Source organism: Streptomyces sp. NPDC093586, assembly GCF_044764905.1.
Taxonomy (GTDB): domain Bacteria; phylum Actinomycetota; class Actinomycetes; order Streptomycetales; family Streptomycetaceae; genus Streptomyces.
The window spans coordinates 1-19,797 of the sequence record NZ_JBIWJA010000056.1; the positions used below are offsets into that span (position 1 = coordinate 1).

At 72.9% G+C, this 19,797-nt stretch carries 17 protein-coding genes; 4 read left to right on the forward strand and 13 right to left on the reverse strand.

Translation table 11 applies throughout. The annotated features are described in order from the left end of the window. Positions 1-141: 141 nt before the first annotated feature. From fbaA to ACIRFH_RS34095, 8 genes are all read right to left on the reverse strand, one after another. Positions 142-1,173, reverse strand: coding sequence for a class II fructose-bisphosphate aldolase (fbaA, locus tag ACIRFH_RS34060; RefSeq protein ID WP_403529622.1), 1,032 nt, complete (start codon positions 1,171-1,173; stop codon positions 142-144). Positions 1,174-1,293: 120 nt separating this feature from the next. After that, positions 1,294-1,842, reverse strand: a complete 549-nt coding sequence (gene pyrE / locus ACIRFH_RS34065) for an orotate phosphoribosyltransferase (RefSeq protein WP_403529624.1) — start codon at positions 1,840-1,842, stop codon at positions 1,294-1,296. A 10-nt stretch (positions 1,843-1,852) separates the two neighbouring features. Further along, positions 1,853-2,641 (reverse strand): aldose 1-epimerase, encoded by a 789-nt coding sequence (locus tag ACIRFH_RS34070; RefSeq protein WP_403529627.1) that lies wholly within the window; start codon positions 2,639-2,641, stop codon positions 1,853-1,855. 193 nt (positions 2,642-2,834) lie between these two features. Next, positions 2,835-3,719 carry an SRPBCC domain-containing protein gene (locus tag ACIRFH_RS34075; protein WP_403529630.1) on the reverse strand — a complete coding sequence of 295 codons (885 nt, stop codon included), beginning with the start codon at positions 3,717-3,719 and terminating at the stop codon, positions 2,835-2,837. Positions 3,720-3,771: 52 nt separating this feature from the next. Next, complete coding sequence (locus tag ACIRFH_RS34080; RefSeq protein WP_403529703.1) at positions 3,772-4,455, reverse strand: response regulator; 684 nt, start codon at positions 4,453-4,455, stop codon at positions 3,772-3,774. Positions 4,456-4,670: 215 nt separating this feature from the next. Then, positions 4,671-5,843: a sensor histidine kinase gene (locus tag ACIRFH_RS34085; protein WP_403529633.1), complete on the reverse strand. Its 1,173-nt coding sequence runs from the start codon at positions 5,841-5,843 to the stop codon at positions 4,671-4,673. A 278-nt stretch (positions 5,844-6,121) separates the two neighbouring features. Next, entirely contained in the window at positions 6,122-7,702 is a 1,581-nt protein-coding gene (locus ACIRFH_RS34090) for a polyamine aminopropyltransferase (protein ID WP_403529706.1), read from the reverse strand. A gap of 348 nt (positions 7,703-8,050) precedes the next feature. After that, on the reverse strand, positions 8,051-8,587 hold the full coding sequence (locus ACIRFH_RS34095) for a DUF2617 family protein (RefSeq protein ID WP_403529636.1): 537 nt from the start codon (positions 8,585-8,587) through the stop codon (positions 8,051-8,053). Between the two features lie 874 nt (positions 8,588-9,461). Between ACIRFH_RS34095 and ACIRFH_RS34100 the strand changes: the two genes are divergently transcribed. Continuing rightward, on the forward strand, positions 9,462-10,652 hold the full coding sequence (locus ACIRFH_RS34100; protein ID WP_403529639.1) for a pyridoxal phosphate-dependent aminotransferase: 1,191 nt from the start codon (positions 9,462-9,464) through the stop codon (positions 10,650-10,652). Between the two features lie 113 nt (positions 10,653-10,765). Here the strand turns inward: ACIRFH_RS34100 and ACIRFH_RS34105 are convergent, their stop codons facing one another. Then, a complete protein-coding gene (locus ACIRFH_RS34105) occupies positions 10,766-11,299 on the reverse strand; it encodes a YbjN domain-containing protein (RefSeq protein ID WP_403529642.1) in 534 nt (177 codons plus the stop codon). 92 nt (positions 11,300-11,391) lie between these two features. On the opposite strand from ACIRFH_RS34105, the gene ACIRFH_RS34110 reads away from it, so the two are divergent. Continuing rightward, positions 11,392-11,952 carry a hypothetical protein gene (locus ACIRFH_RS34110; RefSeq protein WP_403529645.1) on the forward strand — a complete coding sequence of 187 codons (561 nt, stop codon included), beginning with the start codon at positions 11,392-11,394 and terminating at the stop codon, positions 11,950-11,952. 52 nt (positions 11,953-12,004) lie between these two features. On the opposite strand, the gene clpB is transcribed toward ACIRFH_RS34110, so the two are convergent. Both clpB and ACIRFH_RS34120 read right to left on the reverse strand, forming a co-directional pair. After that, complete coding sequence (clpB, locus tag ACIRFH_RS34115; RefSeq protein WP_403529648.1) at positions 12,005-14,602, reverse strand: ATP-dependent chaperone ClpB; 2,598 nt, start codon at positions 14,600-14,602, stop codon at positions 12,005-12,007. A gap of 268 nt (positions 14,603-14,870) precedes the next feature. Continuing rightward, positions 14,871-15,206: a hypothetical protein gene (locus tag ACIRFH_RS34120; protein WP_403529651.1), complete on the reverse strand. Its 336-nt coding sequence runs from the start codon at positions 15,204-15,206 to the stop codon at positions 14,871-14,873. Between the two features lie 252 nt (positions 15,207-15,458). Here ACIRFH_RS34120 and ACIRFH_RS34125 point away from each other — a divergent pair, with 252 nt between their 5' ends. Together ACIRFH_RS34125 and ACIRFH_RS34130 are read left to right on the forward strand one after the other, a co-directional pair. Further along, positions 15,459-16,496 (forward strand): helix-turn-helix transcriptional regulator, encoded by a 1,038-nt coding sequence (locus ACIRFH_RS34125; RefSeq protein WP_403529654.1) that lies wholly within the window; start codon positions 15,459-15,461, stop codon positions 16,494-16,496. Next, on the forward strand, positions 16,493-17,476 hold the full coding sequence (locus ACIRFH_RS34130) for a LuxR C-terminal-related transcriptional regulator (RefSeq protein ID WP_403529657.1): 984 nt from the start codon (positions 16,493-16,495) through the stop codon (positions 17,474-17,476). The genes ACIRFH_RS34125 and ACIRFH_RS34130 overlap by 4 nt, the downstream gene beginning before the upstream one ends. On the opposite strand, the gene ACIRFH_RS34135 is transcribed toward ACIRFH_RS34130, so the two are convergent. Then, positions 17,439-18,461, reverse strand: a complete 1,023-nt coding sequence (locus ACIRFH_RS34135) for a LuxR C-terminal-related transcriptional regulator (protein ID WP_403529660.1) — start codon at positions 18,459-18,461, stop codon at positions 17,439-17,441. The genes ACIRFH_RS34130 and ACIRFH_RS34135 overlap by 38 nt on opposite strands. 138 nt (positions 18,462-18,599) lie before the next feature. Then, positions 18,600-19,706, reverse strand: coding sequence for a substrate-binding domain-containing protein (locus ACIRFH_RS34140; RefSeq protein ID WP_403529663.1), 1,107 nt, complete (start codon positions 19,704-19,706; stop codon positions 18,600-18,602). Between the last annotated feature and the right edge of the window lie 91 nt (positions 19,707-19,797).

Sequence of the window (19,797 nt, forward strand, 5' to 3'; positions counted from 1 at the left end):
GCGCGTGTTTCCCGCGCGCTGCGCGCTGTCGCCCCCCCCCCGCGCCCCGCGGGGGCCCCCCCCCCGCCCCCCCCGGGCCCCCGGGCGGGGGGGGGCCCCCCCCCCCGCGGGGGGGGCCGGCCCCCTCCCCACGGAGCGGGACTACTTGATCTTCTGTCCGGCGGACCGCAGGTGGCCGCAGGCCTCGACGACGCGCGCGGCCATGCCGGCCTCGGCCAGCTTGCCCCAGGTGCGCGGGTCGTAGGTCTTCTTGTTGCCGACCTCGCCGTCGACCTTCAGGACGCCGTCGTAGTTGCTGAACATGTGGGCGGCGACCGGACGCGTGAAGGCGTACTGGGTGTCCGTGTCGATGTTCATCTTGACCACGCCGTTCTCCAGGGCGGTCGCGATCTCCTCCGCGGAGGAGCCGGAGCCGCCGTGGAAGACGAAGTCGAACGGCTTGCTGCCGGCCGGCCGGCCGTACTTGGCGGCGACGCCCTCGTTCAGCTCCTTGAGCAGCTCGGGGCGGAGCACCACGTTGCCCGGCTTGTACACGCCGTGCACGTTGCCGAAGGAGGCGGCGAGCAGGTAGCGGCCCTTCTCGCCCAGGCCCAGGGCCTCGACGGTGCGGATCGCGTCCTCGACCGTGGTGTAGAGGGAGTCGTTGATCTCGTGGGAGACGCCGTCCTCCTCACCGCCGGTCGGGGTGATCTCGACCTCGAGGATGATCTTGGCGGCGCGGGCGCGCTCCAGCAGCTCGGTGGCGATGGAGAGGTTGTCGGACAGGGTCTCGGCGGAGCCGTCCCACATGTGGGACTGGAACAGCGGGTTGCGGCCGGCCTTGACGCGCTCCTCGGAGACCGCGAGCAGCGGGCGCACGTACCCGTCGAGCTTGTCCTTCGGGCAGTGGTCCGTGTGCAGCGCGACGGTGACGTCGTACTTCTCGGCGACGATGTGCGCGAACTCGGCGAGGGCGACGGCGCCGGTCACCATGTCCTTGTTGTGCTGGCCGCCCAGGAACTCGGCGCCGCCGGTGGAGATCTGGACGATGCCGTCGCTCTCCGCCTCCGCGAAACCGCGCAGGGCCGCGTGCAGCGTCTGGGAGGAGGTCACGTTGATGGCCGGGTAGGCGAACTTCCCTGCCTTCGCCCGGTCCAGCATCTCGTTGTAGACCTCGGGAGTTGCGATGGGCATCTGTCCGCTCCTTGTATGTGCGGGTGGGCTGCTGCGTGCTTACGGCCCTGACCTAGACCTTGGGGCGACGTCATCGTCGGCCCCATCTTTCCAGACGGGGCGGGATACGCCGAGCGGGCCTCAGTCGAGGCCCAGCTCGTCCTTGGAGTAGGCGTACCGGTAGGGCACCCCGGCGCCCTCCTGGATCTTCTCGGCGGCGCCCGTCGCCCGGTCGACGATCGTCGCCACGGCCACGACCTCGGCGCCGGCCTCGCGCACGGCCTCGACGGCGGTGAGCGGAGAGCCGCCGGTGGTGGAGGTGTCCTCGACGACGAGAACGCGACGGCCCTTGATGTCCGGGCCCTCGACGCGGCGCTGCAGCCCGTGCGCCTTGGCGGCCTTGCGGACGACGAACGCGTCCAGGCGCCTGCCGCGCGCGGCGGCGGCGTGCAGCATGCTCGCGGCGACCGGGTCGGCGCCCATGGTCAGGCCGCCCACCGCGTCGAAGTCGAGGTCGGCGGTCAGGTCGAGCAGCACCTGTCCGACCAGCGGCGCCGACTCGCCGTCGAGCGTGACGCGGCGCAGGTCGACGTAGTAGTCGGCCTCCAGCCCCGAGGAGAGCGTCACCTTGCCGTGCACCACGGCCTTGTCCTTGATCTGCTGCAGCAGCGCGCCGCGTACATCCGTCATGCGCACCAGCTTAGAGCCGGGTCCAGCGCCAGGTCGTCGTGGCCTCCAGCGGCTCCAGCGGGGTGACCAGGCGCGGCTGGGTGTTCAGCCCGTCGGGCGGCCCGGTCTGCGGCTCCACGCAGACGGCGGCCTCCTGCTCGTCGTAGACCACGGCCCACTGCTCCGGACTGGTCACCCTCAGCTCCAGCCGGCCCGGCCAGGTCAGGGTGACGTCGACGCCGTCCGGCATGCCGAAGCAGTCGTCCCACGGACCCGGCTTCGGGTCGGTCCGGTTGCCGGTGGGCAGGTGGTCGTCGCCGCGCTCCTCCTGCCAGGCGGGGTCGAAGGCGATCGCCACGTCCGCCCCGTCGAGGGTGCGGTTGAACCACGGGTGCCAGCCGATCTGCGCCGGGAAGGACGACTCGTACGTCTCCACGGACATCGTCAGCGTCAGGGCGTCCTCGGCGAGCGCGATCACCTGCGTGACGCGGCCCGAGTAGGGCCAGGGGTCGACGAGGTCGTACGTGATGACGGCCTCGTTCCCGCTGACGCGGGCGGTGCGCCAGGCGCCGTCGCGGGCGGTGCCGTGGATGGCGTGCGGCGGGGAGTTCAGCGGCATCTGGTGCACGACGGCGCCGTCCCGGAAGCGGCCCTCGCGGATCCGGCCGCACCAGGGGACCATCGGGAAGCAGCCGTAGCGTTCGCCCTGGCGGAGCAGCTCGGTGCCGCCGATCCGGAGCCCGCCGATCCGTCCGCCGTTGCCCGGCAGCACGGTCGCCTCCGCGTCACCCGCGGTCAGCGTGATGGGTTCGTTGCTCACGCCCCGACCCTACTGGGGCGATCAAGGACGCCCCACCCGGCCGGGGCGACGGGGTGGGACGGCGGCCGGGGGGCGTTCGGGATGCGGCCGGGGCAGTGGCGGCAGGGCGACGGCCCGGAAGCGCCTGCCGTGCGGGGCGCCTGCGGTCCGGGCGGCCTGCGGTCCGGGGCCGCGTTCCGAGCACGCCCGCGGCTCAGCGGCGCTTGTTGCGCAGGGCCCGGCCGAGCACGACGGCCGACGCCACGGCCAGGGCCGCCGCCGGGACGGCCCAGCGCAGGGAGGTACCGGACGCGTTCGCCTGCGGTGCCGGAACGGGGGCGTACCGGCCGCGCGGCGGGGCGTGGTCCACCTCCTCCGCGCTGCGGCCGATCATCGTGCGGCGCGCGTGCGCGGCCTCGGCGGGGGGTTCGGGGGCTTCGGGGGTGGCGGGGAGCTCCGGGCTCTCCGGGGCCTGTGGGCTGCCCGGGACCTGTGGGCTGCCCGGGGCCTGCGGGCTGCTCGGGGCCTGCGGGCTCTCCGGGACCTGCGCGGCCTCGTCGCCGTCGGATGCGCCCGTGTCCGCGTCCGCTTCGGGGCCGAGGGAGGACGGGGGGACCTCGGTGTCGAAGACCGACGTGTGCCGCGGCTCCGCCTCCGCGGCCGGTGGTGTCCTCTCCTGCGCCGCCGCGCCCAGGTTCTCCGCGAACCGGGTCAGCAGGCGGGTGGTGGCCGAGGTCACCGACTCCTCCGGCAACTCCGTGACCCGCCCGTCCGCGGTGGCCGTCCCGGCGAACGCGAGGGTGGAACCCCCCTCGGCGTCCCGCACGTGGAGGACGAGCGCGAGCGTCACCGCGCCGGTGCCGCGCGACTCCGTGGCGTCGCCCTCGACGACGTACGCCCCGTCGTCGCACGCGGTCAGGCTCAGGGAGCCCCGGTAGGTGATGGAGTGACTGCCGATGCGGACCTTCAGCCGCCCCGCGACGGGCTCGGCGCCGGCGTCCTGCTGGAGCCCCGGGACCGCCCGGGCGACCCGAACGGGGTCGGCCAGCACCTCCCTGAGCCGCTCGGCCGGAACCGGAACGAACACCTCATGCTCCATGTCAGCGCAGCCTACCCAGCGGGCGCCCGGCGCACCCCCCGTCGGCACGAACTCATCCGCCCCCCGCGGCGCTCCCCGGCGTCACGAGGCCCGTCTCGTAGGCCAGCACCACCGCCTGGGCCCGGCTGGCCAGGCCCAGCTTGGTCATCGTGCGGTTGAGGTGGGTCTTCACCGTGGCCTCGCTGATGAACAGGCGGTCGGCGGCCTCGGCGTTGCTCAGTCCGCGGGCCACCAGTTTCAGGACCTCGGCCTCCCGGGTGGTCAGCGACGTCAGCGCGGGCGGCGGCCCGTCCGGGGGCTCGGGGGTGCGCGCGTCCGACACCCGCGTGAACGCCTCCACCAGGCGCCGGGTGACCGCGGGGGCGAACAGCGCGTCACCGCCGTGCACCGCGGTGACCGCGGCCAGCAGCCGTTCGGGGCCGGCGTCCTTGAGCAGGAACCCCGAGGCTCCGGCGCGCAGGGCGCCGTACACGTACTCGTCCAGGTCGAAGGTGGTGAGCATCAGGATGCGGGGCGCGGGGTCCACCGCCTCGGCGAGGATCCGCTCGGTGGCCTGGATGCCGGTCATGCCGGGCATGCGGATGTCCATCAGGACGACGTCCGGCCGGGTCTGTGCGGCCAGCGCCACCGCCTGGGCCCCGTCGGACGCCTCGCCGACGACCTCCATGCCGGGGGCGGCCCGCAGCAGCGCGGCCAGCCCGCTGCGGACGAGGAACTGGTCGTCGACGACGAGCAGCCTGATCGGGCGGTCCGCCGCGCGGTCCGCCGGACGGCCGGGCGCGGGGTCCGGCGCGCGGCCCTCCGCCCGGTCCGTCGCGGGGTCGTCCGCGCGGTCGGCAGGGCGGTAGCCCGTGCGGTCGGCAGGGCGGTCGTCCGCGCGGTCGGCAGGGCGGTAGCCCGTGCGGTCGGCAGGGCAGTCGTTCGGGCGGTGGGTCGGACGGTCTGCGTCGGTCATTCCCGGACGGCGTCTCCCCGGCGTGCGGTCTGTACCGGCGTCGGCAGGGTCAGGCGCACGCCGAATCCCCCCTCGCTGCGCGGGCCGACGACGATCGTCCCGCCGTAGAGCTTGGCCCGCTCGCGCATACCGATCAAGCCGTGGCCGCCGCGCTCGGGGATTGTGTCCGAATTCCCCCCCTCCCGCCGGGCGTCCCCGGGTCCGTCGTCGGTCACCGCCACCGCCACCTCGCCCGCGCGGTAGGCGAGTTCGACGGCGGCGTGTGCGCCGGGCGCGTGCTTGAGGACGTTGGTCAGGGCCTCCTGGACCACCCGGTACACGCACAGCTGCACGCCGGGCGGCAGGGGGCGCGGTTCGCCCGTGACGCGCAGGTCGACGCCGACGCCGCCGGTGCGCACCCGGGTGACCATCTCGCCCAGCTGGTCGAGCCCCGGCGCCGGGGCGCCGGCCGCGCCCTGCACCCCGTCCGCGCGCAACAGGCCCAGCATGCGCCGCAGTTCGGCGAGGGCCTCGCCGCTCGCGCCCTCGATGGTGTCCAGGGCGTCGCGGGCGGTGGGGGCGTCGGAGTGGAAGACGAACCGGGCGAGGCCGGCCTGGACGTTGATGACGGCGATGTGGTGGGCGACCACGTCGTGCAGCTCGCGGGCGATCCGCACCCGCTCCTCGGCCACCTCGCGCCGGGCCCGTTCGGCCTGTTCGGCGCGGAGTTCCCGGGTGAGTTCGCCGGTCCTGCGGGCGACGTACCCGAACCGCCACAGGACGAGCGGGAAGCCCACGGCCTGGCCGACGACGGACGCCATGGCATCGGCGTCGCTGACGATCCCGGCGCAGATCCAGACACCGGCGAGCAGGGCGGCGCAGGCGGCGGCGAGGCGGGTGGAGCGCAGGGAGGCCACGGTGTAGACGGCGAGCATGGGGCCGAAGGAACCGACCACGGGCCACTGGCCGAGGGCGATGTAGACCGCCCAGCAGCCGTGCGAGACGAGGCAGACGGTGACGGGTGCGCGGGTGCGCAGGGCGAGCGGCAGGTTCACGAGGGCGGTGAGCGTCCAGGCGAGCGGGCCGAGCGCGGGCCATCCCTGGGCGACGGCCTCGGTGCCGAGCAGGACGGCCACGGTCGTCAGCGCCGCGGCGATCAGGCCGTCGGCCGCCAGGGGGTGCAGGCGCATTGCCGCAGCGTAAGTCCGTCCGCCGGGCGGCGGCGTCATCCTGCCGCCGTACCGCCGAAGTTGCAGGAACCGCGCGTCTACCGCGCCGGGTGGGCTCCCGTCTCCACCCACTGCGGGATTCCGGGGCGGCCGGGGCGGCCGTAGGTTCTCGGTGCGAACGATCCACAGGGGGACGCGGCGGCCCGTCCGGGCCCGGGGGAGGGACCGGACGGGCCGCCGTGCGGGGGTCGCGCAGGGGGCGGCCCGCGCGCTGGGGGGCGCCGGGCGCCCCGGCGGGCTCAGTACCGCGGACGCACCAGCGTGGACGGCGGCAGTCCGGACACGCGCGTGCCGGCCGCCGAGCGGGCGGCCGCGGCGAGGGACTGCCGGGTGAGGGTGCGCGGGCGGGGGGCCGCCGGATCGAGGCTCAGGCCGGGGGGCGTGCGGGCGGCGAGGACGAAGCCCCAGTCCCGGGGCGCGCGGGAGGTGCCGGTCGTCCGGTCGGGGCCGGCGGTGAAGCCGGGGCCGCGGCCGCCGACGCGGTAGGCCGCGGTCCGCAGTCCGGCCGCCCGCAGCGACGCGTCGACGGTCCAGAACGCCCGGGGCCGCGAGGAGACGGGGCCGGCGTGGACGGCCAGCCGCCCGCCGGGCGCGAGCACCCGCCGCAGCAGGCCGTAGAACTCCTGCGAGTACAGCTTGGTGCCGGCCGTGATGCCGGGGTCGGGCAGGTCCGAGATCACCACGTCGTACGCCGCGGTGGGCGTCGAGCGCAGCCGGTGGAAGGCGTCCGCGGTCCTGACGCGGACGCGCGGGTCGCCGTAGGCGTGCTCGTTCAGCGCGGACAGGCCGGGGTCGTGCCGGGCCAGCCGGGTGAGACCCGGGTCGGGTTCCACGACGTCGACGCGGCGCACGTCCGGGTGGCGCAGCACCTCCCGCGCGGCGAGGCCGTCGCCGCCGCCGAGGATCAGCACGCGCGCGTGCGGTCCGGCCATGGCCGGGTGCACCAGGGCCTCGTGGTACCGGCGCTCGTCGTCGCCGTCGACCCGCAGCCGGCCGTCCAGGAAGAGACGGAGGGGCCGGCCATCGGCACCGCCGGTGAGGACCACCTCCTGCACGTCGGTCCGGACGGCGACGCGGACGTCCTGGCCGTAGACCGCCTCGCGGGCGGCGCGTTCGAAGTCGTCGGCGAGGACGGTCGCCGTGGCGAGGACGGCGAGGACGACGGCGTTGGCGATCAGCAGCAGCCGGCGCGCCCGGCGGGTCATGTCCCGCCGGAACAGGCCGAGGACCAGGGCGGCGCCGACGGCCGCGTTGACCGTGCCGGTGACCAGCGTGCCGGTCAGCTGCCCGAGGCGCGGCAGCAGGACGAAGGGGAAGGCGAGGCCGCCCACGAGGGCGCCGACGTAGTCCGCGGCGAACAGGTCGGCGACGGCGCCGCCCGCGTCCTGGTGGCGGATGCGCTGGATCAGCTCCATCAGCAGCGGCACCTCGGCGCCGATCAGCAGGCCGATGGCGAGCGAGAAGGCGACCAGGACGAAGCGCGGGCCGTCGGACCACAGGCCGCCCCAGCCGCCGGTCCAGGCGAAGACGGCGTACAACACCATGGCGCTGGAGCCGCCGACGAGGGCGAGGACGGCCTCGACCGCGCCGAAACCGGCCGCCGCGAACCGGCGCAGCCGCTTGGCGGCGAGCGAGCCCACGCCCATGGCGAAGACCATGACGGACAGGACGACGGACGCCTGGGTGACCGAGTCGCCGATCAGGTACGAGGCGAGGGCGACCAGTTCGAGTTCGTACACGAGTCCGCAGGCCGCGCAGACGAAGACGCCCGCGAGGACCAGGAACCGCCCGGTCCCGGGCCGGACGGGCAACCGGACCATCGCGCCGGGCCCCGCCGGGCCGGATCCCACCGGTCCGGATCCGCTCGCGCCGGATCCCGCGGGGACGGCTCCGCCCAGGTCGGATCCGTTCGGACCGGATCCGTTCGCGCCAGGCCCCGTCGGGTCACTCGGGTCACTCGGGACGCCCCGCCCGCGGAGGCCGCCGCGGGCGTCCGGCCCGTCCGGGCGGCCTCTGCGCCCGTCCGCGCCGTCCCAGGACGGTGGTGAGCCGGGAGGTGCGGGAGCGTGCGATTCGATCACGCAGTGACGTTACGTCACTCCTCCACCGCACTACGTCACCCACACGTGTGAAACTTCCGTCCCCCGGGCGCCGCAGGTTTACCCACCTCACACCCCGGAGGGACTGAGCTGCGGCGTCGGCACCCGGACGCCGACCCGGGTCCGGGTCGCCACCAGCTGGCCGTCCTGCGGATAGGCGTGCCAGGTGCGCCAGTGCACCTGCCCCTCGTGCCGGTGGGCGAGCAGCGCGGTGAAGGCGTCCGGACTGCCGGGGAAGACGCCGGCCAGCCCGTGCGGATGGTCGGTGACCAGCGCCAGCAGCTCCTGGGCCCGGCCCGCGAAGGAGCCCGGCGTGAGCAGCTCCACGCGGGCGGCGAACTCGTACTCCCAGTCACCCACCCGCTTGGCCACGCCGAGCGGAAGCGGGGTGCTGCTGCCCGGGATGCACGCGACCGTCTCCGAGCAGACGCCCCCCTCCTCCTCCAGCAGGACTTGGTGGGAGGCGCCGAGGAGCCGCAACTGCAGCTTGGCGCCCTTCAGTTCGATGTCGAGGCTGGCCAGCGCGGGCAATGGTTCGCGCCCCAGGGCCCAGGCCAGGTCGGCGGCGCGCGTGTCGGTGTAGGCGGTGTTCAGGGTCGTGAGCATGGATGGGCTCCGCAAGCGCACAAGGAGAGGAAGGTGTGGACCCCGCGCACCCCGGTCACTGTCGGGGAGGCGGCCCGGTCAGCCCGGTCGGCCGGTCAGGAGGGGGGTCAACAGATCGTCCGGGGGCTGCGTTGACAAGGGAGAGCGAATCATGAACCGTGGCGACACCACAGCGTTTTTACCCAACTTCGTAGCGTTTCCATCCCTCGGGGGGCTCAACAGCTCAACTGTTCAACCATGGTGTGCGACCGGCTCGCTCCGCGTGCACCGGTGTGCGAGAGCGCCCACCGGGTGTGATTCCCGGCGGGCGCTCTCGGTGGGGACCGGGGGGCCGGACCCAAGTGCGGACCCCCTCGAAGCGGATGCGGTTCCCCCTGGCAGGAGCTCAGCTGCCCCGTGTCAGCTGCCTCCACCGCATCCGCCGCCCCCTCCCCCGCAGGACGACCCGCCTCCGCAGGACGAGCCGCCACCGCAGGACGAACTGCTCCCGCAGGAGTGGCCTCCGTGGTGGTGCCCGCCCGACGACGAACCGCCGTCCGAGCCACCGGCCCACCAGCTGTTGCCGCTGTCGCCGCTGCTTCCGCCCGACGACCGCGAACCCCGTCCGGACGCACGGCCGGCGGCGGAGCCCCCACCGCCCCGCACGCGGGAGACGATCCCCGCGACGGCCAGAGCGACGATCACGATCAGGATGATGCCGATGAGCATGGCGTCACCCTCCTTCCGATTCCCCCGGACTCCCGCCCGGAAGTTCCCCCGAAGCAACCCCCCGTCGGGCGCCTCGCTTTCCGTGGAGCTCGTTGCGTGAACGGGGGATGCCCTCGCCCACCGCGCCCCAAAGCAGAGTTGAGGAACTCCAGAGCTTCGGCGCAGGATGGCCGCCATGACCTCCAGCGCACGCCCCTTCCTCAACCGCCGGCTCGCAGAGTTCGGGACGACCGTCTTCGCCGAGATGTCCGCCCTGGCGGTGCGGACCGGGGCGATCAACCTGGGCCAGGGCTTCCCCGACACGGACGGCCCCGAGGAGATCCGGGAGGCGGCGGTGCGGGCCCTGCGCGACGGGCGCGGCAACCAGTACCCGCCGGGCCCGGGCGTCCCCGAGCTGCGCACCGCGATCGCCGCCCACCAGCGGCGGCGCTACGGCCTGTCCTGGGACCCGGACACCGAGGTCCTGGTCACCGCCGGCGCCACCGAGGCCATCGCCGCCTCCCTGCTGGCCCTGCTGGAGCCCGGCGACGAGGTCGTCGCCCTGGAGCCGTACTACGACTCGTACGCGGCCTGCGTCGCCATGGCGGGCGGCACGCGGGTGCCGGTGACCCTGCGCCCGCACGAGGGCACGTTCCGCCTCGACCTGGACGAGCTGCGCGCCGCGGTCACCGACCGCACCCGCCTGCTGCTGCTCAACACCCCGCACAACCCGACGGGCACCGTCCTGACCCGCGCCGAACTCGCGGCGGTCGCCGAGCTGGCCGTGGAGCGGGACCTGCTGGTGGTGACGGACGAGGTCTACGAGCACCTGGTGTTCGACGGCGCCGAGCACATCCCGCTCGCGTCCTTCCCGGGGATGCGCGAGCGCACGGTGACGATCAGCTCGGCCGGCAAGACGTTCTCGTTCACCGGCTGGAAGGTCGGCTGGATCACCGCCCCGCCCGCCCTGGTCACCGCGGTCCGCTCGGCCAAGCAGTACCTGACCTATGTGGCGTCGGGCCCCTTCCAGTACGCCGTCGCCGAGGCCCTCGCCCTGCCCGACTCCTACTTCGCCGCCTTCCGCGCGGACCTGGAGGCCAAGCGCGACCTCCTGGCGGCGGGCCTCGCCCAGGCGGGCTTCGGCGTCCACCGCCCCGCCGGGACGTACTTCGTCACCACCGACATCCGCCCCCTCGGCGAGAGCGACGGCTTCGCCTTCTGCCGCGACCTGCCGGAGCGCGCGGGTGTCGTCGCCATCCCCAACGCCGTCTTCTACGACCACCGGGAGGCGGGCGCCCCCTTCGTCCGGTTCGCGTTCTGCAAGCGTACGGAGGTCCTGGAGGAGGCCGTACGGCGGCTGAAGACGCTGGGAGGCTGAAGACGCCGGGAGGCTGAAGACGCCGGGAGGTTGAACGGCGAGAGCCCGGCCCCGGCACACGACCCCGGGCGGCGGTCGGTGCCCGGCCGGGCTCCCCGGTACGCGGGGGCGGACTACTCGCCGTCCTCGTCCCCGGGCTTCTCCGCCCCGTCGATCTCCTGCTCCAGGCCGAGCTGCTCGACCAGCCAGCGGTCGAACTCGATGGCGGCGCGCACCCAGCTGACCGTCGAGGAGACGAAGTGCTCCAGGCTGACGCCCATGCCGATCAGCATCTGCGCCTCGCCGATCAGGCGGACGGTGCCGTCGTCGTGGGTGTGGGAGTACACCTTGGGCCACAGGGTGCGCCGGTTCCAGTCGTCGAGCGACTCCAGCAGCTGCGGCTTGTCGTCGATCTGGTGGGGACGGTCGTAGAACGTCCGCACCGAGAAGATCTGCTGGTCGCCCTCGCCACGGAACATGAAGTACGTACGGAACTGCTCCCACGGCGCCGCGAGGTCACCCTCGTCGTCGACGACGTACTTCAGCTCCATCTGTTCGAGGAGCTGCTTCACGAGGTCCTGATCCGGGACGACGGGGCCCGCCGGCCCTTGGGGCTGCGGCTCGGGCTGGCCCCCGAAGTTCGGAATCGAGGACGGGTCGATGCTCACCGTGTTTTTCCCTTCGTACGGATCACACCATCCTCCCCCATGCGGGGAGGGGCGTGGCAAGCCCGCCGGAGGCCTGTAAGCCGTGGGCTGACATGATCCAGCCGGTCGGGTGGCGGCCGGACGGACGGGGGCGGGGGCATGAGGCGGACACGGGGCACGGCGGCGCGTCCGGCGCCCGGGCGCGCCCGGGGCGGACCGGGTGGTGGCTGCTCGCGGCCCTCGTGACGCTGCCGGCGCTCGTCCTGCTTCCCTCCCTCGTCGTTCTCGCGGCCGTCGTGCTGTCCGACGACGAGTACCCGCGCGGCGGCGGACCCGAACAAGTGCCCTGCGCAAAGGCCCTGCGCTTCGGCGGCGCGGCGCTGCCGGACGTCGCCGCGCCGGCCGGGGAGTGCACCCGGCAGAGCTGGCAGGACGTCCACTACGGCGCGGTCTTCCGGATGCCGCGCACAGGGGTCCGGGACTGGCTCACGCGCACGTACCCGGACGCCCCCGCGCCCCGGACGGAGTTCTGTCCGGACGAGGCGGATCTGTGTCTGGGCCTGGGCCACGAGCAGGGCCTGCCGTCGGGAGTGGACGCCGACTCCGTCCAGGTGGACGTGGTGTACGAGGACGGCGGCACCGCCCTGGTGCGCTTCTCGGCGTTCACCGTGTGACGCGCGGCGGCCCGCCGCCCACGGGGGCGGCGGGCCGTGCGGCGTGCCGGGGCTACAGCGTCTTGCCGCTCGCCGGGCCCACGATCAGGTCGTCGCCGAAGCGGTCCACGCGGACCGTGTCGCCGTCCTTGATCTCGCCGGCGAGGATCTCGCGGGCGAGCCGGTCGCCGATCGCGGTCTGCACGAGGCGGCGCAGCGGGCGGGCGCCGTAGGCCGGGTCCATGCCCTCGTCGGCGAGCCAGGCCAGGGCCTCGTCGGTGATCTCCAGGGTGAGGCGGCGCTCGGCGAGGCGCCGGGCGAGCGCGTCGATCTGGAGCCGCGCGATCCGGCTCAGCTCGTCCTTGCTCAGGGCCGAGAAGACCACGAGGTCGTCGAGCCGGTTGAGGAACTCCGGCTTGAACGACGCCCGGACCACCTCCAGGACCTGCTCCTTCTTCTCCGTCTCACTGGTGATCGGGTCGACCAGGAACTGGCTGCCCAGGTTGGAGGTCAGCACCAGGATGGTGTTGCGGAAGTCGACGGTGCGGCCCTGCCCGTCGGTGAGGCGGCCGTCGTCCAGCACCTGGAGCAGGATGTCGAAGACCTCGGGGTGCGCCTTCTCCACCTCGTCCAGCAGCACGACGCTGTACGGCCGCCGCCGCACGGCCTCGGTGAGCTGGCCGCCCTCCTCGTACCCGACGTATCCGGGCGGGGCGCCGACCAGGCGGGCGACGCTGTGCTTCTCGCTGTACTCCGACATGTCGATGCGGACCATGGCCCGCTCGTCGTCGAAGAGGAAGTCGGCGAGCGCCTTGGCCAGCTCGGTCTTGCCGACACCGGTCGGGCCGAGGAAGAGGAACGACCCGGTGGGACGGTCGGGGTCGGCGATGCCGGCCCGGCTGCGCCGCACGGCGTCGGACACGGCGCGCACGGCCTCGCCCTGCCCGATGAGCCGCTTGCCGAGCTCGTCCTCCATGCGCAGCAGCTTCTGCGTCTCGCCCTCCAGCAGGCGCCCGGCGGGGATGCCGGTCCAGGAGGCGACGACGTCCGCGATGTCGTCGGCGCCGACCTCCTCCTTGACCATGGTGTCCTTGGCGACCTCTTCCTCGGCCTCGGAGGCGGCCTCCAGGTCGCGTTCCAGGGCCGGGATCTCGCCGTAGAGGAGCTTGGCGGCGGTGTCGAAGTCGCCGTCGCGCTGGGCGCGTTCGGCCTGTCCGCGCAGTTCGTCGAGCTTCTCCTTCAGCTCGCCGACCCGGTTGAGGGACTGCTTCTCCTTCTCCCAGCGGGCGGTGAGGCCGCGCAGCTCCTCCTCCTTGTCGGCGAGGTCGCGGCGCAGCCGCTCCAGGCGCTCCAGGGAGGCGGCGTCGGTCTCCTTGCCGATCGCCAGCTCCTCCATCTTCAGCCGGTCGACGGCGCGCTGGAGTTCGTCGATCTCGACGGGGGACGAGTCGATCTCCATGCGCAGCCGGGACGCGGCCTCGTCGACGAGGTCGATGGCCTTGTCGGGCAGGAAGCGGGAGGTGATGTACCGGTCGGAGAGGGTGGCGGCGGCCACGAGCGCGCTGTCGGCGATCTGCACCTTGTGGTGGGCCTCGTAGCGGCCCTTGAGCCCGCGCAGGATCGCGATGGAGTCCTCGACGCTCGGCTCGGCGACCAGCACCTGCTGGAAGCGCCGCTCCAGGGCGGGGTCCTTCTCGATCCGTTCCCGGTACTCGTCCAGCGTGGTCGCGCCGACCATGCGCAGCTCACCGCGCGCCAGCATCGGCTTGAGCATGTTCCCGGCGTCCATGGCGGAGTCGCCGCCGGCGCCGGCCCCCACGACGGTGTGCAGCTCGTCGATGAAGGTGATGATCTGGCCCTCGGAGTCCTTGATCTCGGCGAGGACGGTCTTCAGCCGCTCCTCGAACTCGCCGCGGTACTTGGCGCCGGCGACCATCGCGCCCAGGTCCAGCGCGACCAGCCGCTTGTCCTTCAGCGACTCGGGCACGTCCCCCTTGACGATCCGCTGGGCGAGCCCCTCGACGACGGCGGTCTTGCCGACGCCGGGCTCGCCGATGAGGACGGGGTTGTTCTTGGTGCGGCGGGACAGCACCTGCACGACCCGCCGGATCTCCTGGTCCCGCCCGATGACGGGGTCGAGCTTGCCGTCCCGTGCGGCGGCGGTGAAGTCGGTGCCGAACTTCTCCAGCGCCTTGTACTGCCCCTCGGGGTCCGCGGTGGTCACGCGGCGCCCTCCCCTCGCCTTGCGGAAGGCGTCCTGCAGCTTCTTCGCACTGGCGCCCTGTCCCTCCAGTACCTCACCGGCCGCGCCGCCCTTCGCGGCGATGCCGAGGAGCAGGTGCTCGGTGGAGAGGTACTCGTCCCCGAGGTCCTTCGCGCGCGCCTGGGCGTCGGCGACCACGGCGAGCATCTCACGGTTGGGCTGGGGCGGCGCGACCGTCGACCCGGTCACGCTGGGCAGCCCGGCGAGGATGCGCTCGGCGCCGGTGCGCACGGCCGCGAGGTCGGCCTCGACGGCGGCGAGCAGGTCGGTGATGTTCTCGTTGTCCTGCCCCTGGAGCAGGGCCAGCAGCAGGTGGGCGGGCGTGAGGTCGGCGTGCCCATCGGTCACGGCCCGGTTGCTGGCCGCGTTGATCGCGTCCCGGCTCCGGTTGGTCAGCTCGGCGTCCACGTTCTGGCTTCCCTCCTAGCGTCGGCCGTCGGCGGTCCGGCCGCGTCTCCCAGTGCTGACTCGGTCAACGTGCACAAAGTTGAGTCTATTCCACTCAAGGAGGAAACGGTGACGGGCCGTGCCGCGCGAGCTTTTCCAGCCAGACGGGGAACAGGCCGATACCCGGAAATGTCCCCGCATACGACAGCGGCGTCACCGTGTTCAGGTCACGGTGACGCCGCTGCCGGGGGGAAGCGCCTGAGCGATCTGTTGCGACGGGGGAATCGCGTCAGGCACTGCGGGGGGTGGCCGAGATGGTCCTCACTTCAGGGGCCTCCGGCCGATCGAGCCGGTGGTCCCTCTGGTCCAGGTTCACAAAGATCATTCCGTACCGGACGGCGCACCGCACGGGCCGCGGCGCCCCTCGGGGGCGCCGCAGGCACCGGTACGCCCGCACGTCGCCGTCCTCGTCCAGCGTGACGACGACCGGCTCACCGAAGACGGTCACCATCAGCGAGTCCCCGGCATGGGGGATCGCGGTGACCAGGTCGATGAAGTGCCAGCCGGAGCGGTAGGCGGTGGCCATCTCGCGTCGGAAGGAACGGTCGTCGGGTGGAGTGGACACTTCAGTCACCCGCGTTCGCAGGGCTCGACGGCCAGTGGCTGTCCGCCCGAATGTCGCCCTTCGCGTCTGAGTGACCGCTCAGCGCTCCGAAGGCCGCGACGGCAAGGAGGGCGGCGGCAAGCATCGAGCGAACCAGTCTCTTGCGCATGGTCGGCTTCGTCCTCACTCGTAAGTCTCCTCTTCCCCCGTCAGGTAAGACGATGGCTCATTCCGACACGTCATGGCCACACAATCGGTGCATCATGTTCCTGCATGTTCAGGACCCTGGGGGGTGGAGATTTCGTGGCAAATCGGACCAAGGTGGCGCATCCCCATGCGGTGACCGAACTGTGCGGCGAAGGAACCCGGCTCTACGCGAACGCCCTCCGTACGGGACGGATCGCCAGGGCGGACGTGGAATCCGCGCCCTGCCTGATCGAGTTCGCCCTTCTCCACCCGGACCCGGACGACGTCGACTGGTTGTACCCCGTGCCGCCTTCCGTCGCCCTGGCCCAGCGTCTGCACCCCATCGAGCGGGACATCACGGAAAGACGCCAGTTCTCCGTGAAACTGGCGAACACGTTCGAACCGTTCATGGCCCTGGCCGCCCGGTCGGCGACGAGCGAGCATTCGATCACGGTGCTGGAGGGGAGTGATCGCATCAACACCGCCCTCAATCTGGCCACCACCCAGTGCCAGACGGAGATGCTCACGATACAGCCGAGTGATGACCGCTTCTCCGAACGCAGCCTCACCCAGGGCCTCGAAAGGGACAAGCCCCTGATAGAGCGCGGCGTACGCATCCGCACGCTCTACCAGCACACGGCCCGGTACAGCCCCCAGAAGCTGGCCTACGTCGCCCAACTGGCGGTCGGCAAGGCCGAGTACCGCACGATCGACGAGGTGGTGGAACGCCTCATCGTCTGCGACGAGACCGTCGCGTTCATCCCCACCCGCGACGACCAGCAGGTCGCCCTGGAGCTGCGCAACCCCGGCCTGGTGCGTTATCTGATCAAGGTCTTCGAGTTCATGTGGAGCCGGTCCGTTCCGCTGAGTGCCGGCGCCCCGTACGAACCCGCGCCCGGTGGCATCACCGACATCCAGTACTCCATCGCCAAGCTCCTGGTCGAGGGCCACGTCGACGAGGCCATCGCCCGCCGACTGGGGATGAACGTGCGTACCTGCCGCGCCCACATAGCGAAGCTGGCCACCGCCCTCGGCAGCGGCAGCCGCGCCCAACTGGGCTACCTCATCGCGCAGTCCGGGATCCTCGAACAGGAACAGGGCGGCCGGGGCGAGGGCCGCCCGTGACCGAGGGGACGCACCGCCACCCGGGAGAGGAGCTGTGCGAGGCGGGTCTCGCGCTCTACGCCCGTGCCCTGCGCGAGGGTCACCTGCCCGGCGAGGAGGCGGCCACCGCGCCCTGCCCGGTCGACATCGGCCTCCTGCATCCGGCCGTCGAGGACCTGACCCGGCTGGAGCCCGTCGCTCCGGTCATCGCCCTGCAGCGCCTGCTGCGGGCCTCCGCGGACCGCATCGCCCACGAGAGACGCCGGGAGCAGCGGCTCACGGATGTCTTCGAACCCCTGATGCGCCTGGGGCCGCGGAGCCCGGCGGACGCGGACCCCCCGTCGCTCAGGGTCCTCAGCAGCAAGCAACGCACCACGCGGGCCATCGCCGAAGCCATGGCCGAGGCGGGCGACGAACTGCTCAGCATCCAGCCGCACGACCCGGTCATGACCCGGCTCCCGCAGGTCCACGAGGACGCGATGGCCCGGGACCAGGCCTTCCTCGACCGCGGCGGCCGGATACGCGCGCTCTACCAGCACACCGCCCGCAACGCCCCCTACCTCCTCGCCCGCTACGAGGCGCTGAGGGGTGACGTGGAAGCCCGCACCCTCGACGAGATCACCGAACGTCTCATCATCGTCGACCGCACGGTGGCCTTCGTCCCCGCCAGCACCGACCGCACCCTCGCCCTCGAAGTCCGCCACCCCGCCCTGGTGGCCTACTTCGTCACCGTCTTCGACCGCTTCTGGCACCTGGCCACCCCCATGCACCCCCAAGCGGTCCGGCAGCCCACCCTCGACGGCGTCACCCCCCGCCAGCGCGCCATCGCCGCCCTCCTCGTGGAGGGCCACACGGACGCCGACATCGCCGGCCGGCTCGGCATGAACGTCCGGACCGCCCGGGTCCACATCGCCAAGCTCGCCGCCACCCTCGGCAGCGAGAGCCGCGCCCAGCTCGGTTACCTCATCGGGCGGTCGGGGATTCTCGACCGGGAACGCTGACGGCGGGCGCGCCGTCCAGGCCGGCCTGGGCGATGCGCACCCCCAACTGGGTCCGGCTGACCGCGCCCAGGGTCTCCGACAGGCGGGCGATGTGCGCCCGGCACGTCCGCACGCTGATGCCCAGCCGCTCCGCGATCACCGCGTCCTGGTGGCCCTCCGCCAGCAGCGCCGCGATGGACCGCTCGCGGTGCGACACGCCCTCGAAGCCGGTGTCCGGCAGCGGCGCCGTCAAGGGGACCGCCAGGCTCCACAGGCGCTCGAAGACCGTCACCAGGTAGGCGATCAGCGCGGGGTGGCGCAGCTCGAGGGCCATCGTGCGGTCGGTGTTGGCGGGGATGAACGCCACCGTGCGGTCGAACAGGATGAGACGGTCGACGACCTCGTCGAGGGTGCGGGCCTCCACCGCGTCGCCCATCAGCTCCAGGTAGGTGAGCAGCCCCTGCCCGTGCCGGGCCACGTGCGTGTACAGGTCCCGCATCCGCACCCCCCGCCCGCGCAGCGCCAGCGCCCGGTGCAGCCCCTCCGACAGCTCGTGCTCGCGCCGGATGCCGCCGGGCTGGACGGTGAGCACCTCCGTCGTGCACGCCTGGGTCGCCTCGTCCATCGCGGCCTGGATGCGGGCCAGCCCGTCCAGTACCCGGATCGCCGTGCCCCCCGCGGCCGACGACGCCTGGAGGCGCCGGCCGAGGCCCGCGTACCGCTCGAAGGCCTCCACCGCCGAGCCCATCCGCCGCTGGCTGGCCCTGATCTCGTCGTGCACCCCGCGCAGCAGCCGTGTCATGACCTCCTGCGGGGAGGTCGGCACGAGCCAGTCCATGTCGTCGGGGTCGGGGTGCAGCAGGGCCAGCTCCAGCAGGCAGGGCACCGGCTCCGCGTCCCGGCGCGGCACCCGGCCGCGCCGTACGGCCCGGGAGTACACGCGGTCCCCGGCCGCGCACAGCCGGTCGGCACCGTGTGGATGCTCCTGAGCCCCGTGCCCGGCCATCGCCCATCCCACCCCCGGTTCCGGCTCTTTCCGCAGCGCAACTATGCGCGGCCGGGACCGGCTCCGCAACACCGCTCCGTGCCGGGCGGCGGCCCCGGGACACCGGTTCGCACCGGTATGCCCGGGCCGTGGGCGAGGTTACTTCAGCTTGATCGCCGCGCAGTCCGCCGCGAACTTCGCCGTGCAGATGTCGGAGACCTTGTAGAAGCCGTCCGCCACGACCGTGTCCTTGATGTTGGCCTTGGTCAGGGCGACGACCGGGACCAGCTGCGCCGGAATGCCCTGGTGGCTGGGGCTGTCGACCTTGTCGCGGGTGAGCGCGTCGAACTGGATGTCCCGTCCCTGGACGTACGCCACGACCATCTCCGCGGCGTTCTCGGCCTCCTGCGGGTAGGCCTTGTAGACGCTCATGTACTGCTCGCCGGCGACGATCCGCTGGACCGCCGACAACTCCGCGTCCTGGCCGGTGATCGGCGGCAGCTCGGTGACACCCGCCGCCTCCAGCGCCTCGATGATGCCGCCCGCCATGCCGTCGTTGGCGGAGTAGACGCCGTCGATGCCGTTCTTGCCGAGCGCCTCGATCGCCTCGGCCATGTTCGCCTCGGCGTTCTCCGGCTTCCAGCCCTGGGTGTCGAAGGACCGGGCGATCGTCACCTTGCCGTTCAGCTCGGCCATCGCACCGGCCTTGAACTGCTTGGCGTTCGGGTCGGTGGGCGAGCCGTTCATCATGACGATCCTGGCCGGGGTGTCGCTGCCGCCGAGCGCCTCGACGAGGGAGCGCCCCTGGACCTCGCCGACCAGCTCGTTGTCGAAGGAGATGTAGGCGGTGATCGGGCCCTCGGCCAGCCGGTCGTAGGCGAAGACCGGGATGCCGGCGTCCTTGGCCTTCTGCACGCTCGGCGCGATGGTGTGCGAGTTCACGGCGTCCAGGACGATCGCGTCGACCTTGTCGTCGATCATCTTCTGCATCTGCTCGGCCTGCTTGGTCTCGTCCGCCCCGGCGTTGGCGTACTCGACCTTGCCCTGCTCGCGGGTCAGGGAGGCGATCTTCTTCTCGAAGTACGGGTGGTCGAACTCCTCGTAGCGCGTGTTCTCCGTCTCCGGGAGCAGCAGGCCCACCGTGATGTCGTTGCCCTTGGACGGGCTCGCCTCGTCGCTGCTCTCCGACGCGCCGAGTGCCCCGCAGCCGGCCAGCAGGAGGGACATGGAGGTGGCGGCCACGGATATGGCGATACGACGACGCATGCGAGGGCTCACTTCATGTGCGATTCGGGACGTGGGCACAGCAGTGCGGCCCATGTGACTGAAAAGCCAACGCTTCACCCACCATCGGCGT

Excerpts from the sequence above, each read along its gene's own strand:
- fbaA (WP_403529622.1), bottom strand. The coding sequence starts at position 1,173 with ATGCCCATCGCAACTCCCGAGGTCTACAACGAGATGCTGGACCGGGCG.
- pyrE (WP_403529624.1), bottom strand. The coding sequence starts at position 1,842 with ATGACGGATGTACGCGGCGCGCTGCTGCAGCAGATCAAGGACAAGGCC.
- ACIRFH_RS34075 (WP_403529630.1), bottom strand. The coding sequence starts at position 3,719 with ATGGAGCATGAGGTGTTCGTTCCGGTTCCGGCCGAGCGGCTCAGGGAG.
- ACIRFH_RS34085 (WP_403529633.1), bottom strand. The coding sequence starts at position 5,843 with ATGCGCCTGCACCCCCTGGCGGCCGACGGCCTGATCGCCGCGGCGCTG.
- ACIRFH_RS34090 (WP_403529706.1), bottom strand. The coding sequence starts at position 7,702 with ATGGTCCGGTTGCCCGTCCGGCCCGGGACCGGGCGGTTCCTGGTCCTC.
- ACIRFH_RS34095 (WP_403529636.1), bottom strand. The coding sequence starts at position 8,587 with ATGCTCACGACCCTGAACACCGCCTACACCGACACGCGCGCCGCCGAC.
- ACIRFH_RS34100 (WP_403529639.1), top strand. The coding sequence starts at position 9,462 with ATGGCCGCCATGACCTCCAGCGCACGCCCCTTCCTCAACCGCCGGCTC.
- ACIRFH_RS34110 (WP_403529645.1), top strand. The coding sequence starts at position 11,392 with ATGATCCAGCCGGTCGGGTGGCGGCCGGACGGACGGGGGCGGGGGCAT.
- ACIRFH_RS34125 (WP_403529654.1), top strand. The coding sequence starts at position 15,459 with ATGTTCAGGACCCTGGGGGGTGGAGATTTCGTGGCAAATCGGACCAAG.
- ACIRFH_RS34135 (WP_403529660.1), bottom strand. The coding sequence starts at position 18,461 with ATGGCCGGGCACGGGGCTCAGGAGCATCCACACGGTGCCGACCGGCTG.
- ACIRFH_RS34140 (WP_403529663.1), bottom strand. The coding sequence starts at position 19,706 with ATGCGTCGTCGTATCGCCATATCCGTGGCCGCCACCTCCATGTCCCTC.